Source organism: Zhongshania aquimaris (genome assembly GCF_019312595.1).
Lineage (GTDB): Bacteria > Pseudomonadota > Gammaproteobacteria > Pseudomonadales > Spongiibacteraceae > Spongiibacter > Spongiibacter aquimaris.
The window spans coordinates 315,283-329,621 of record NZ_JAHWDQ010000001.1 but is presented as its reverse complement, the minus strand read 5'-3'; the positions used below and the strand labels follow the sequence as shown (position 1 = coordinate 329,621).

At 48.8% G+C, this 14,339-nt stretch carries 14 protein-coding genes and 1 other RNA gene; all 15 read left to right on the top strand.

The window, feature by feature from the left end:
• Positions 1–84: 84 nt before the first annotated feature.
• The 15 genes from KXJ70_RS01615 (at position 85) to KXJ70_RS01545 (ending at position 14,332) form a co-directional block, all read left to right on the top strand.
• Positions 85–1,485, top strand: a complete 1,401-nt coding sequence (locus KXJ70_RS01615; protein WP_219041712.1) for a DegQ family serine endoprotease — start codon at positions 85–87, stop codon at positions 1,483–1,485.
• Between the two features lie 38 nt (positions 1,486–1,523).
• Complete coding sequence (locus KXJ70_RS01610) at positions 1,524–2,120, top strand: DUF4136 domain-containing protein (protein ID WP_219041711.1); 597 nt, start codon at positions 1,524–1,526, stop codon at positions 2,118–2,120.
• Positions 2,121–2,236: 116 nt separating this feature from the next.
• An RNA gene (gene ffs, locus KXJ70_RS01605) (signal recognition particle sRNA small type) lies at positions 2,237–2,333 on the top strand.
• A gap of 114 nt (positions 2,334–2,447) precedes the next feature.
• On the top strand, positions 2,448–4,358 hold the full coding sequence (gene dnaX / locus KXJ70_RS01600) for a DNA polymerase III subunit gamma/tau (RefSeq protein ID WP_219041710.1): 1,911 nt from the start codon (positions 2,448–2,450) through the stop codon (positions 4,356–4,358).
• A gap of 127 nt (positions 4,359–4,485) precedes the next feature.
• Positions 4,486–4,809 carry a YbaB/EbfC family nucleoid-associated protein gene (locus KXJ70_RS01595; RefSeq protein WP_219041709.1) on the top strand — a complete coding sequence of 108 codons (324 nt, stop codon included), beginning with the start codon at positions 4,486–4,488 and terminating at the stop codon, positions 4,807–4,809.
• Positions 4,810–4,811: 2 nt separating this feature from the next.
• Positions 4,812–5,411, top strand: a complete 600-nt coding sequence (gene recR, locus KXJ70_RS01590) for a recombination mediator RecR (protein WP_219041708.1) — start codon at positions 4,812–4,814, stop codon at positions 5,409–5,411.
• A complete protein-coding gene (gene rnd, locus KXJ70_RS01585; protein ID WP_219041707.1) occupies positions 5,404–6,522 on the top strand; it encodes a ribonuclease D in 1,119 nt (372 codons plus the stop codon). The genes recR and rnd overlap by 8 nt, the downstream gene beginning before the upstream one ends.
• Positions 6,519–6,797 carry a YcgL domain-containing protein gene (locus KXJ70_RS01580; protein WP_219041706.1) on the top strand — a complete coding sequence of 93 codons (279 nt, stop codon included), beginning with the start codon at positions 6,519–6,521 and terminating at the stop codon, positions 6,795–6,797. Before rnd ends, KXJ70_RS01580 begins: the two co-directional genes overlap by 4 nt.
• 8 nt (positions 6,798–6,805) lie before the next feature.
• Entirely contained in the window at positions 6,806–7,258 is a 453-nt protein-coding gene (locus KXJ70_RS01575) for a YcgN family cysteine cluster protein (protein ID WP_219041705.1), read from the top strand.
• Positions 7,259–7,266: 8 nt separating this feature from the next.
• Positions 7,267–7,671, top strand: coding sequence for a hypothetical protein (locus KXJ70_RS01570; RefSeq protein WP_219041704.1), 405 nt, complete (start codon positions 7,267–7,269; stop codon positions 7,669–7,671).
• Positions 7,672–7,844: 173 nt separating this feature from the next.
• Positions 7,845–8,657, top strand: a complete 813-nt coding sequence (locus KXJ70_RS01565) for an FHA domain-containing protein (RefSeq protein WP_219041703.1) — start codon at positions 7,845–7,847, stop codon at positions 8,655–8,657.
• An 89-nt stretch (positions 8,658–8,746) separates the two neighbouring features.
• Positions 8,747–10,399: a caspase family protein gene (locus KXJ70_RS01560; protein ID WP_255558159.1), complete on the top strand. Its 1,653-nt coding sequence runs from the start codon at positions 8,747–8,749 to the stop codon at positions 10,397–10,399.
• A gap of 63 nt (positions 10,400–10,462) precedes the next feature.
• Positions 10,463–11,785: an autotransporter outer membrane beta-barrel domain-containing protein gene (locus tag KXJ70_RS19490; RefSeq protein ID WP_219041702.1), complete on the top strand. Its 1,323-nt coding sequence runs from the start codon at positions 10,463–10,465 to the stop codon at positions 11,783–11,785.
• Between the two features lie 208 nt (positions 11,786–11,993).
• Entirely contained in the window at positions 11,994–12,728 is a 735-nt protein-coding gene (locus tag KXJ70_RS01550) for an alpha/beta fold hydrolase (RefSeq protein WP_219041701.1), read from the top strand.
• Complete coding sequence (locus KXJ70_RS01545) at positions 12,725–14,332, top strand: serine/threonine-protein kinase (RefSeq protein WP_219041700.1); 1,608 nt, start codon at positions 12,725–12,727, stop codon at positions 14,330–14,332. The genes KXJ70_RS01550 and KXJ70_RS01545 overlap by 4 nt, the downstream gene beginning before the upstream one ends.
• Positions 14,333–14,339 lie beyond the last annotated feature (7 nt).

Sequence of the window (14,339 nt, the reverse complement as noted above, 5' to 3'; positions counted from 1 at the left end):
CAATTCATGCCTCTGTGGAATTTTTTAGCTAAAGCGGGACTCTAACGGTCACAGTTAATGACTATTGGGAGTCTGAAATAAGATATGACTAATATGCTTCTGTCGCTTCGCGCATCACGCCACAAACTACTTCGCGTATTGATATTTTGTTTTTTAGCTGGTCTTGCACAGGTCAGCTTGGCATTTTTCCCTCAGCAGGATGGTAGTGGTCGCGAGCTTCCCAGCCTTGCGCCAATGCTAAAAACCGTCAACCCGGCTGTCGTTAATATATCGACCTATACAACGCAGACTATTCGTCAAAACCCGTTGCTGAACGATCCATTTTTTCGACGTTTCTTTAATGTGCCTGAACAGCAGATGCAGCGTCCCCAGCAACGTCGCACCCAGGCGGCTGGCTCGGGCGTTATCATTGATGCCAAAAAAGGCATTGTTCTGACTAATCATCATGTCATCAACGGCGCGGATGAAATTACTGTCAGTATGGAAGATGGCCGCAATTTCACTGCGACTCTGGTTGGCTCCGATCCTGATGTCGATATTGCAGTGTTGAAAATAGATGCCAAGAATTTGCACAGTGTTAAATTGGCGGACTCTGAGAAATTAGAGGTAGGTGACTACGTTGTTGCCATCGGTAATCCCTTTGGCTTAGGGCAAACCGTAACAACCGGTATCGTGAGCGCCTTGGGCCGTACCGGCTTGGGAATTGAAGGTTATGAAAATTTTATCCAGACCGACGCCTCAATAAATCCGGGGAACTCCGGCGGTGCGCTTGTTAATTTGCGGGGCGAACTGATTGGGGTAAATACCGCGATTTTAGCGCCTGCTGGTGGCAATGTAGGAATTGGTTTTGCCATACCGATCAATATGGCGAAAGTTAGTATCGATCAAATTTTAGAGCACGGCGAGGTGCGTCGTGGTCAACTCGGTGTGGTTATTCAGGATTTAACGCCGGAGTTGGCCGATGCCTTTAAGGTCGGTAAACATCAGCGCGGCGCGGTGATTGCTGAGGTTCAGAGCGGGTCTGCCGCCGAACAAGCCGGTTTGCAGGCAGGGGATGTCGTCGTCGAGGTTGATGGCAAGGATATTCTTAGTTCTGCACAATTACGCAATGCGGTTGGTCTAAAGCGGGTTGGTGATCGTATTATTGTTACAGCCTTGAGAGAGGGCAAACGCAAGGAGTTTCGCGCGGAGCTCGCTGCAGTGGTGACATCACCTGTCGCTACTGTTGGCGAGGCGACCAGTGAGCTCCTCAAGGGTGTAACACTCCGCGACGCCGAAAATGGTCAGGGCGTGTTGGTGACTGAGGTGGCGAATACAGCAGAAGCTGCGGGAAAATTGGCGCAAGGTGATTTGATCGTGTCAGTAAACCAGCGCCGCGTTGCCGATGTTAAAGAATTTAGTGAGATATTGTCTGCGAGTAAGGGGCGTTTGTTGCTGCGAGTCGTGCGGGGCCAATTAGCGCTTTGGGTTGTTTTGCAGTCGTAGTTTTAATGGGTATTTTAGAAGCGCTTGGGGAGACGGTAATGAAAAAGATAGTAATGGCTGTTGTGTTGGCTTTGTTGACGGCCTGCGCTGGGGTTCCGGTTTCGACCGATTATTCTCAGGAGTTTGATTTCAGCGGTGTATCGACTTATGCGTGGCTATTGCCCGCCAAGCATGCCGATCCAGAAATTGACAATGACTTGGTTCGGCAGCGAGTTGTGGATGCGGTAGACGCACAATTTACCGCTAAAGGTTTGAAGCAGGTCGCAGATGTCAGCCAAGCGTCTGTATTGGTGAGTTACCAGTTGGGGCAAGAGGATAAAATAGCCATCGATAATTTTGGTTCCTGGTATACCCATTATGGCTATTACCCATGCTACCACTGTGGTTATCGCCCCGGGTTCGGCTATTTCGGCCGCAGTCATTTTTACGATGACGATATCTGGGTACGAAACTACAAAGAAAGCACCTTAATGATCGATGTGATTGACCCAGCATCGAAAAAATTATTGTGGCGCGGTATGACAAAGCGGGTTATTCCCAGCCTGAAAACGCCAGAAGAACGGCGCTTGTATGTACTTGAAACGGTGTCAGCGATTCTTGCTAAGTTCCCACCGGGTTCTGCGGTGGCGCGTTGATATTATTCGACATTTTCCTTTGATTTCGTCGGCGGGTCCCTTGCATGTGCCAAGTGTTTCGCCGACAATAGCGCCCGCGTTGAGGCACTGCCACAGCGTGTCTTCTGCGGTGGTCCTTCCGGTCCCCTCGCAACGATAGATAGCAAACCCCGCCAGGCCCGGAAGGGAGCAACGGTAGTTATCAACTCGTGTGCCGGGGTGTGGCTGGTTGGACCGCCACCAAGTTCTGCTTAATCCCCTGTCTACGTTTATTTTCCTCTACCTTCATTGGTTTATGTCCATGCTGGGCTGGTGTATCCTTGCTGCTTGCATGTTAGGAATTGTTCAATGAGCTATCAGGTGTTGGCGCGGAAATGGCGCCCGAAAACCTTTCGTGAAATGGCGGGGCAGAATCACGTTTTAAAGGCATTAGTAAATGCCCTAGATCACGATCGCCTTCATCATGCCTATTTGTTTACCGGTACCCGTGGTGTGGGTAAAACCACCATCGCCCGTATTTTAGCCAAATGTCTCAACTGTGAAGTTGGCGTTAGCTCTGAACCTTGCGGGCAATGCAATGCCTGTGTCGCAATTAGCGAGGGTCGATTCGTTGATCTGCTAGAGGTCGATGCGGCGTCGCGAACCAAGGTTGAAGACACCCGTGAAATTTTAGATAACGTCCAGTACACGCCGAGCCAAGGCCGCTATAAGGTTTACCTCATAGATGAGGTGCACATGCTCAGTAGCAGCAGTTTTAATGCGCTGCTGAAAACGCTGGAAGAACCTCCGGCGCATGTGAAGTTTTTACTGGCGACCACCGATCCTCAAAAGTTGCCGGCGACGATTTTATCGCGCTGTTTGCAGTTCAATTTAAAAAACCTGACGCCTGAGCGAATTGTCGACTACTTAAAGACTGTACTCGACCAAGAGATGGTTCAGTTCGATGAGTCATCGCTGTGGTTATTGGGTCGTGCCGCCGACGGCAGTATGCGCGATGCACTTAGTTTAACGGATCAGGCTATTGCCTTCGGTTCCGGCAAGCTCGGTGAGGCGGATGTGCGGCAGATGTTAGGTACCATCGACCATAATTCTGTTTATCGGCTAATTGAAGCCTTGGCCAGCAGTGATGGTGCTGGGCTACTGGCTGTGGTGGCGGATCTTGCCGAAATGGGGGCTGATTTCCCCGGTGTAATCAGTGAGCTATTACTTGTTATGCATCGCTTGGCCGTGGCGCAAACAGTACCTGATGGCTTGGATAATAGCCTTGGTGATCGCTCCAAAATCATAGAGTTAGCGGGCAAACTTACAGCAGAAGATGTGCAGTTTTATTACCAGATAGGACTGGCAGGGCGTCGCGATATGGGCTTGGCGCCCGACCCCAGAGCAGGTCTTGAAATGGTTCTGCTCAGAATGCTCGCGTTTAAACCCCAGGGGGTTATTGACGCGCCTCGCCAAGTATTACCTAGGCCTGTATCTGCAGTGGCGGAGGCCGCTGCTCCGGTAAAAAAGCCGCAGACGCTTGATTCGGCAGATGATGCGCCGACAAGCATCAGCGCTAAGCCGAACGTAAGACCTGAAAATTTGACGGTTTCACCGTCGGAAAAACAAGCTGTTGAGAGCATTTCTCAAGTACAGGCACAGCCGGCGATAGATGAGTCGCCTGACGTGATGCCAGCGAATGATATGCCAAGCGATACAGCACCATCTCGCGTCGAAAAACCTGCAAGCTCGGTTGGCTTTGACGCGGCGTCTGATCTAGCTTTCGAGAAAGTCGCGACTGTAGTCGAAGATCAGCAAGTTGCAGCAATTGAGCCGATAGCACAGGCTCGTGACTCAAGAGTAGAATTGACTACAGAGCGAATCGATTTTTCGCAACTTAATGAGAAGGTCTGGCGCGAACAATTTGACGTGTTTCAATTACCTGGGATGTTAGGAAACTTGGCAGGGCTCTGCCAAATAGCGGCAAAGTCGGACAACGGTGTCGAGTTCGTTGTGGATTCTGCGAACACCGCGTTCCTAAGCGATCGTAACGTTGAGCGACTAGGTGAGCTGCTTTCAGCGTATTTCGGTAAGTCGCTCCACGTCACCGTTACAATTGCCGAGCTTGATATTGAAACCCCAGCGGGCTTTAAACAGAGATGTTTGGATGAGCGCCTAGTCCTTGCTAAAAATGCCCTGCGCGCAGACAACTATGTGAATCGTATCATAGCCGAATTTGATGGTGTGCTAGATGAAGACTCCGTGCGCCTTGTCGACTAGACCGTAATGACCAGCCCCGGTTGCTTAGACTTTGTTGACGATGGGATGGCAACGCTGAGCAGCTTAAGTGCATGAATAGAGCGTTACTTTTTAACTAGATTTCAAAAGATCTGAATGAGATAGAACTATGAAGCCTGATTTGAATGAATTAATGAAGAAAGCTGCCGAAATGCAGGAAAAAATGCAAAAGGCGCAGGATGAGCTCGCCAATGTTGAAGTGCAAGGCGAGTCTGGCGCGGGCTTAGTGAAGGTCACTATGACTGGCCGTCACGATGTACGCAGAGTGGCGATTGACGCAAGCCTGATGTCGGAAGACAAAGAAATATTGGAAGATCTATTGGCTGCGGCGGTGAACGATGCTGTTCGTAAAGTTGAAAAAAACAACCAAGATAAAATGGGCGGCATGATGTCTGGGCTAGGTATGCCCGCCGGCTTTAAGATGCCGTTCTGAATATGAGCTATAGCCCGCTAATAGATGAAATGATTGATGCCCTGCGCTGTTTGCCGGGTGTGGGTGCAAAATCTGCGCAGCGTATGACCTTTCAGTTGTTGGAACGGAATCGTCCGGGGGCAGCGCGTTTGGCCGCTGCCCTGAGTAAGGCGGCGGAGCATGTTGGACACTGTAATAGTTGCCGCACCTTGACTGAGAATGAGCAGTGTTTTATTTGCGCTGACCAGCGCCGTGATCAGCAAACAATCTGTGTCGTTGAGTCACCTGCGGACGTTGTCGCTTTTGAGCACAGCGGCGATTACAAGGGCTTGTACTTTGTATTGATGGGCCATTTGTCACCCATCGACGGAATTGGTCCCGCAGAAATAGGTATAGACAGATTACTTCAGCGCACGGCTGAATTGTCGGTAAGCGAGCTAATACTAGCTACTAACCCGACCGTCGAGGGTGAGGCTACCGCCTATTATATTACCGAGCAAATGCGCAGTCGCGGAATCGCCGTGAGTCGCATAGCCCACGGGGTACCCTTGGGTGGTGAATTAGAATACGTGGACAGCGGCACGCTGGCACATGCACTTAAAGGACGCCGTCCCATTGACTGATCCTCTTGAATCCCGCGTTTATATCGATACCGACGCGGCGCTGAACGCTGCCTGTAAAAATTGGGCGACTGCCGCATTTTTAGCCATCGATACTGAGTTTATTCGCACCGACACCTTCTATCCGATTGCGGGATTACTGCAGGTTGGAGCAAATGGTGAGCTATACCTGATTGACCCTCTCTCTATTAGCGATTGGTCTGCCTTTACCGCTTTACTGCGGCGGATGGATTTACCGAAAGTTATTCATTCCTGCAGTGAGGATTTAGAGGTATTTAACGTCTTATTACAGTGCGTTCCTCAGCCACTGCTCGATACCCAAATTGGCGCTGCATTGGCGGGTATGGGTGCGGGCTTAAGTTATCAGCGGCTAGTGATGGATTGCTTGGGAGTACATGTTGAAAAAGGTGAGACCCGATCCGATTGGTTGCGTCGTCCACTGAGCGAGAGTCAATGCGTTTACGCAGCGCTGGATGTGCTGTACTTACAGCGGATATACCCCATTCTGTGTAAGCGCTTAGAGGAGAAGGGAGCGCTGGGATGGTGGCAAGAGGATTGCGCTGCCATTACCGCGCAGGCGGAAAAGCCAACTGATGCCAGCGAATATTATCTGCGTATCAAGTCTCTTTGGAAGTTGAGTACTAGGCAGCAATATATCTTGAAAATACTGTGCGCGTGGCGTGAGACTGAAGCTAGAGAACGAAATATTCCAAGAGGTCGCGTATTAAAAGACGCCGCCTGCTTTGAGATCGCAAGACTGCAGCCCGCAGATAGTAGCCAATTCAGCCGAATAAAAGAGTTATCGCCAGGTAGTATTCGGCGGTATGGTGAGGCAATACTTGATTTGCTTGCTAAGGGGCGCTCAGCCGATGACAGTGAATTGCCTTCGCCAGCACCAAAACCTCTGACACCAGCACAAACGCAGTGCTACAAGCAATTCAAGGCGGTCGCAGAAGAGGTTGCTGATCAGCTGGGGGTGGCGCCTGAAGTATTTGTTAAAAAGCGTGATATTGAAGAGATAATTCGCAGCGCTCGTTTACCGGATGCGCTTACAACATGGCGCAAGCCTTTGATTGGCGATAAATTACTCGCGTTAAGTGAGAAAAAAGCATGAAACGAATTTGCGCGGTTTATCGTAGCTCACGTACTGAAGGCATGTATTTGTACGTGGATCACCAGGAAGATCTAGCGCGGGTACCAGAGGAATTACTTTCTCGTTTCGGTAAACCTCAGCGTTCTATGACCATTGTTTTGCATGCCGAGCGAAAATTGGCCCGGGCCGATGTCGCAAGGGTGATGGGCGAGATCGAAAATAACGGCTTTTACCTGCAACTTCCGCCCCAGCCAGAGCGATTAAACCCGCGGGTAGGGCCGGAAACTGACGACTAAATTAGGCTATGGCAGACATTGTTCGACGCCCATTTTGGGAGCAAAAGACCTTGGTGGAAATGTCAGCCGAGGAGTGGGAGTCAGTTTGCGACGGCTGTGGTAAGTGTTGTCTGCATAAATTGGAAGATCACGACAATGGTGACGTGTTTTACACGGATGTGGCTTGTCGTTTGCTGGATACGAATTTATGTCGCTGCAGCGACTACAGCGCGCGGCGGAAATTAGTGCCAGATTGCGTGTCTTTAAGGCATAGCGAACCCGATGACATGTATTGGTTACCTGAAAGTTGTGCTTACCGCGTATTGGCAGAGGGGCGTATGTTGGAAGATTGGCATCCCCTGATTTCTGGTGATGTAAATAGCGTTCATGAGGCCGGTGTGTCTATCCGTGGTCGTTGCATTAGTGAAAACGAGCTTAAAGATACAGATTACGAAGATCGTATTATTAACTGGGTGGAGTAGGGACCTACATGGTTGACATGAGTGATTACAAGCTCGCTTGGCAGGTATATCTTGGTGTTGGATTATTAGCCGGCTTGATCTGGTGTATGTTACTGCGCCGCGTGCAAATAGGCGTGGTGAGGTACTGGCTGATGATTGCTGGCGTGGTTTTCCTATTTTTACCCGCTCGTCACCCCGATGTGGCTGAATTATGGGTGCCGTCAGCGGGGGCTGCGGTCCTGACGATTTTTACAGATGGTGTAGCAAAGGCGGTGCCCATGCTAATCATCATCGTAGCGGGTCAAATACTTGCCTTAGTGCTTGGTGTTGTACTTGCCTTTGTTTTCCCTCGTCAGAACAGGGACGGCAATAAGGTCGCGTCGAGTAAAGTCGCGGCCAGTGGGCGAACAGAGCCCAGCATAGGTTCGGATTGAGTCCCTTTTCGACAATGATGAGGATCTTGCCTGATTGCTTTTAAATCGCCGTAGATTCGCTATACTTTGCGAGAGAATTGCACCAATATTAATAATAAGGAAAAGCCTGGTCGTAACGCCGTAAATGGTGTCAGAAGCGGGTTCGGGTTTTAAAGACGTTTTTAGGGAAGTCGATGGATCTGGAATTAGTAGGCGTAGATGGTGGTGAATCACATGTGATTACTGCCACATCCGTAGTGATTGGCCGCGATAGTGGCAATGACATCACTATCGCTAAAGATTTACTGTCGCGGCGCCACGCTAAGCTAAGTTTTATTGACGAAGAATGGTTGTTGGAGGATTTAAATTCCACCAATGGCACCTCGGTGAATAATCGTCAAATCACACGTCCAACAAAGGTTAAGGTGGGGGACGTAATCAAGTTTGGTGAGACAGCATACTATTTAAAAAGTAGTGCCGACGATGGCAGAACAATAGTTGCTTCCCGTCTACCACAGAAAGATATCTCGTCAGGTGGCTCTGTGGTTATTGATGAAGAGCCCGACGGAGATCAAACTTCTTTTCAACAATCCTACCAATTGCCATCTGGTTGGACAAATGTGTCCACCCAGAATCCTGCCTATACCAAAGAAGCGGTTGATAAGCTGATCACGCGAACCATTACGGCAAAGCAGCTTGACCCCGATGTGGTGCTGGTTTTTTATATTAATCAATCTCGGCCGCTGGTTTACGGTATTTCCGCCAAGAAAAGCGACGCTTTTTGGACGATAGGCCGAGGTCAAGACGTTAAAATTCGCGTCGATGATCCTAGCATCTCCTCACAACACGCTAAGCTATTATATAAAGCAGGAGATTGGGCGTTAGAGGACGCGGGTTCGACGAACGGCCTGCGTGTCGACGACGAAGCCAGTGCAAGTGTTATCCTGCGGGATCAGTGCGTGGTTAGTCTTGGCCGCGTTGATATGGTTTTCCGTAAGTTGAAATAGATAAAAATAATATTGTAGTAAGCGGAGCGCAGTTGGATATGCGGCTCGCTCGGGATGGAACCATAATCTAGGGTATTGCGGAGGCAGTCATGGCTAGTCTTAAGGGTAGTTACCGTCGCTGGTGGCTTGGTTGCTTGATTATCATGCTTTTTAGTGGCGTATCGGCGTGTTCAAACACACAAGAAAATGACGTGGGTGCGGTACCTGCTAGCACAGAAGATGTAATAGCGGGCTTGCAAATTGTTGATTGTTTGCTGCCGGGCCAGCTGCGCAAGTTAGGCAATATGTCGTACATGTCGCCAAGACGTCCTGTCAAAACCACTGCAGCAGATTGTCGAATTCGCGGCGGTGAGTATGTCGCATATGACCGAGCCGATTATAAAACAGCATTAAAGGTTTGGTTGCCGTCCGCAGAGCAGGGTGATGCAGAGGCACAGCTTGCGGTAGGTGAAGTTTTTGAGAAGGGGCTTGGCACCGAACCGAATTACGAAGTAGCAATATTTTGGTACCAAAAGGCCGCTGATCAAGGTAATAAGAGCGCCTTATTTAATCTAGGTACATTGTATGAGCAGGGCTTGGGTGTTGAGAAAGACCGCCTGCAAGCGATAAATTATTATCGGCAGGCTTGGGGAATGCCAGAAGACAGCTTAATTTACCAAGAAACAGCGCAGCGCGAACAGCAGGAGTTACGCGCTGAATTGGCAAATCAATTAAAGGCTAAAGATCAGCAGTTGGCATTGCTAGATCGTCAAGTGGCAGCCTTAAAAAAGCAAGTGGGTAGCGCGAATACCTCGACAGCAGTTGCACAAAACGCCGGTGCAGAGTTAGCTACTCTGCAGCAATTGCTTAAATCAGTACACAACGACCGCGCCAGCGTAGAACGCAAACTATCTACCATACCAAGATTGCGGACACCTGCTTTATCGATGCCTAAGGCGTCTCCTACTGCCGCTGGCGGCGGAACTAAATTCGATGATATGGATTTCGGTCGCTATTACGCGTTGGTAATTGGCAATCGGGATTACGCGATATTAGATGATTTAGAAACGCCGCTAAACGATGCCAGAGAGATTGGTGACATTCTTGAAAAGCAATATGGTTTTCAAGTCCAGCTCTTGCTTGATTCAGATCGACTAACTGTAATGCAAGCTATTAACGAGCTGCACAGCGTGTTGACGGAAAAAGATAATTTACTTATCTACTATGCTGGTCACGGCAGTATGGTTAATGTTGGTGAGCGGGATACCGGCTATTGGTTGCCAATAAATGCAGATCCACCACCGAATGATGCTTTTTGGATATCCAATGAATTTGTGAGCAATCATTTAGGCCGGCTGCAAGCCAAGCGCGTGTTAGTGATTGCAGATTCCTGCTATGGCGGCTTGTTGTCTTCGGCGCCAGGTCAGTTGTTTTTAGGCCAAGGTCGGGAGTCAGATAATCCCGAGTACGTTAAATACAAGCTGCCTCGGCGTTCACGTTTACTTATGTCGTCTGGTGGCGATAAGCCTGTGATTGACGAGGGTGGTGACGGACATTCGGTGTTCGCGAGGGAGTTGATAAATGTATTGCGCGCCAATAAAGGATTGTTGTCGGCGCCTGATTTATATGCCCAAATTCGAGAGCCGGTCACCCAGCAGGCAGCGCTGAACAATTTCATTCAAGAGCCAGTTTATAAAATTATTAAAGGCGCTGGACATGAGGTTGGCGACTTTTTCTTTATACCGAAAGTCGACGTAAATTAATTACTCACTGATAGGTTTAATTTTTCCGAGTTTTTATACCAAAATTTAGAGAGAGATAACAACGTGAAAACTTATTCTATTAACAAAGCAGTTTCTAGCGCCTTAGCTATTAGCTGTGGTCTATTGTTACTTCCCAGCGCTGTTTTGGCGGAAGCAAGTGATGTTGAGTGTAATAGTAAAGTCGTATCTCGGGACGATAATCCTGGAGAATACACCCCACCCACCGGCGGGGTGGGGAACGGAGAATTCAGCGCCGCCGCGGCGTCTTCCAGTACGCCGCGCGTTGCCGAAAATACGTCTGTTGAAACCCCTTACTATCCAGAAACGGGCTATCCGGAATATTACGATGAGTTTGATCCCTGTGGTGCTACGGTAAGCGAATCGGCAGGTACGCAAGCCCAAGAGGTGGCAATGACGATCGGTTCCAAGATAATTAGCCAGCGTAATATGAGTGGCAAAAAATCTAATAAAACCGCATTTGATTATCGGGCACTTGGTGGTGCGGCAGGAGCCGACGACGCAGATAATGCCATGCTAAATGGCAGTCGATTTTCCCTGTTTAGCTTTGCTGATTACTCTAACCGCGATAGGCACGCCACATCGAAAAGTGGCGGTTATGAGCAAGAAATAAATTCCATTACCTTGGGTTTTGATTACCGATTAGATGACGCGACGTTTTTAGGTCTGTCGCTTAGTGGCTCTGACGGTGATAGTGACCTGGACACCCAAAACGGAGGCAGCGAAGTGTCGTCTACCACCTTTGGGGTTCACGGTGCCAAATACTGGGGTGATAATTTTGTTGCTGGTCTAATTGCCTACGGCGCTTTAGATGTGGATGTGGCAAGAACCACGGTTGGAGATAGCTTTACTGCGTCGACCGATGGCAGCTATTGGTATGGTGACTTCTCACTGGGTATGGAAAAAAATTACGGTGGTCTTCGCGTTACGCCTCAGGCTCGTCTGTTGCTTTTGTCTGGGGAGCTCGATGCGTATCGCGAAACGTCAGCCTCCGGTTTTGGCGTAATTCGGAGTATAGATAGTCAAGATATTGACTCAACGACGCTGACTTTGTCAGTTCAAGGCGACTACCCCATTTTACAAGAATGGGGGGTGCTGTTGCCTTCCTTAAGGGTGGAGTTAATCGCAACTGATGGCGACGCTTATACTGCAAATGGCCAAAATTTAAATGATTCGGATAAAAGCGCTATCAGTAGTTTCGCTAATGAAGCCGACGATCCAGACTCGAGCACCGTTTTGGTTTCGTGGGGTGCTTCTGCGCAGTTTAGCGGTGGTTTTGCTGCTTACGCAGTATATGAGCGTTTGTTCTATCACGATTACTTAAACAAATATACGGCAACGGTTGGCCTGAGATATGAGCTTCCATAGGAATGACTTTGGGCGGATATTATAGAAGGAAGTAATGAGATATCGTGGCAACTTAGCAAGCGTAGAGTTAATGTCACGACGCATTTATAAATGGCTCAAATGCAGGATTTTGTTTTTCTGTCATTTGGGCCTTTTTATTTCCGTATTGTGTCTTTCGGCATGCAGCAGCCCGACACAGAAGATAGACGCAAGCGCAATTGAATACGGCATGCAGCACCGCGTAATAAAGGGTGACGGCTTTAATCACGTAGCGTACTTGAGAATTAAGCAACCACACAGCCGGCGCATACATGTCTATATAGAAGGAGATGGTCGGCCTTGGCTTGGTGGTAGAGAGGTGTCCGCAGACCCGACGACCAATCAGCCATTGGCATTGAGCTTGGCGAGTCTAGATTCTGAAAATATTCTCTACCTTGGGAGGCCCTGTTATATGGGCTTATTTCAAGATGGCGATTGTAAGGATATTTATTGGACATCAGCGCGATATTCCCCTGTTGTGGTACAGAGTATGGTGGCGGCAGTAAATGACATTGCTGCAGAGTTCGATATCGATCAATCTACATTGATCGGTTATAGCGGTGGTGGCAGTTTAGCGATGTTGATGGCCTCGGATCTGTTTTTCCAGCAAATACCATCCTTAGTCAGCGTTGTCACCATTGCGGGTAATCTTGATGTGGCGTCGTGGACGGCTCATCATGGCTATTTGCCGCTGTCGGATTCGCTAGATCCCGCGAAGCTTAATTACCCAGGTACACTAAATTTTTTACACTTTGGCGGTGCTGAAGACAAAAATGTATCGTCTTCTCACTTGCTTCATTTTGTCTCCTTGCATGGCGGGCAGATTAAAATATTTGCAGATGTAGATCATAGTTGTTGCTGGCTGCAGTATTGGCCAGAGTTGTTGCGAAAGGATGTAAACCCTATAGGGGGAGTAGCGGAATGACCGATGAAGATAAAACAAAGATCGCGGGTGTGGAGCGTGCTGAACATGAAGAAGACACCGAGCTAGACGAGTCTTTGTTTGATCTAGATGATAGCGCGGCCTGCGGCGATAGCTCGATAATCATTGATGAAATTACCGAGTTACAGTCTGCCCGAAGCGACGACATTGAAATAGATGATATATCTGAGGTCCATTCGCTTGATGACGATGCTACGGTTGCTATTGCCCCTGACCAAAACGACGACACAATAGTGGGCTTCGACGACGCCACAGTCGTCACTGCAAGGCAACAAGATGATGCAACAGCCGTTTTTGACTCTGCTAAGACCGTGGCGAACTCCGCTACAAATAGACTAGCGAGCTTTCAAGTAGGTGATTTGTTAAAAGATCGTTTTCGTCTGGAAAAAATGTTGGGCGAGGGGGGCATGGGCGCGGTATTTCTAGCCGTCGATCAGCGTAAAATCGAAGCCCGTCATCACGATCCCTACGTCGCAATTAAACTCATTAGCGGTGACTTTTCGCAAGATCCTCTCGCGTATATTTCACTGCAAAGAGAAACCGATAAATCGCAAAAACTTGCCCACCCGAACGTAATCACCGTTTACGATTTTGACCGAGATGGTGATGTCTTCTTCATGACGATGGAGGCATTAAAAGGTCAAACATTAGACGAAATTATTAAAGATGAGACTCGTAGCCACGCTCAGTCGGTTGCTTATATAAATGCAATGAGCCAAGGTCTCGCATACGCGCATCAGCGCAATATCGTGCATTCCGATGTTAAGCCGCAAAATATTTTTGTGACCGAGGCCGGTGTTTTAAAAGTGCTCGATTTCGGTATCGCCCGCGCATTGTCTTCTGTCGAAGGCGCGGTGCAAGATGAAATTGATGAGGTGGTTGGTTTAACTCCTGCTTATGCGAGTTGTGATATGTTTGAGGGGGCTGACCCCGATCCAGCCGACGACGTGTATGCGATCGGCGTTATTGCTTATCAATTGTTTACCGGAAAACATCCCTTTGACCGCAAAAAGGCGACAGTAGCGCGCGACGCAGGTATGCAGCCAAAGCGTATCAAAGGTATTCCACACTATCAGTGGAAAGCTATCGCAAAGGCGTTAAATTTTGAGCGCACCATGCGCTGGCAAAATGCAGATCAGTTCTATCGCCAATTTAGCGGCGCTGGTCGTATGGCTAAGCATCTAAGCTTGGCTTTGTTAGCGGTGGTTTTGGCCTTTGCAGGCTATCTCAGCTTTTATACGCCAGAAGCTGGCCCTGATATTCCCTTTGAAGAGCTCGCTCCAGATATTCAAAAGAAGGTGTTGGATAATTTAAGTGAAGCGGATCAGGCCTTAAAGTTCGCCGACATAAACGGTGCATTATTCTATTTAGATCGAGCGTATTCATTGCACCCAAGGAACAAAGAGGTCATGGCCAAAATCGATGCCTTGGTTGAAAAGGTCGTTGCCGCTTTGGCGGTCGGTGATACCGAAAGCGGCCGTACACTTCGACTGCAGCAGCTAGAAGAGCTTATGAAGTACGATTCTCTTGCACAAAATTCCGAGTTACTTGATCTTAAAAAATCGCTAGCAGAGCCACTGAAATAGGGTGAAA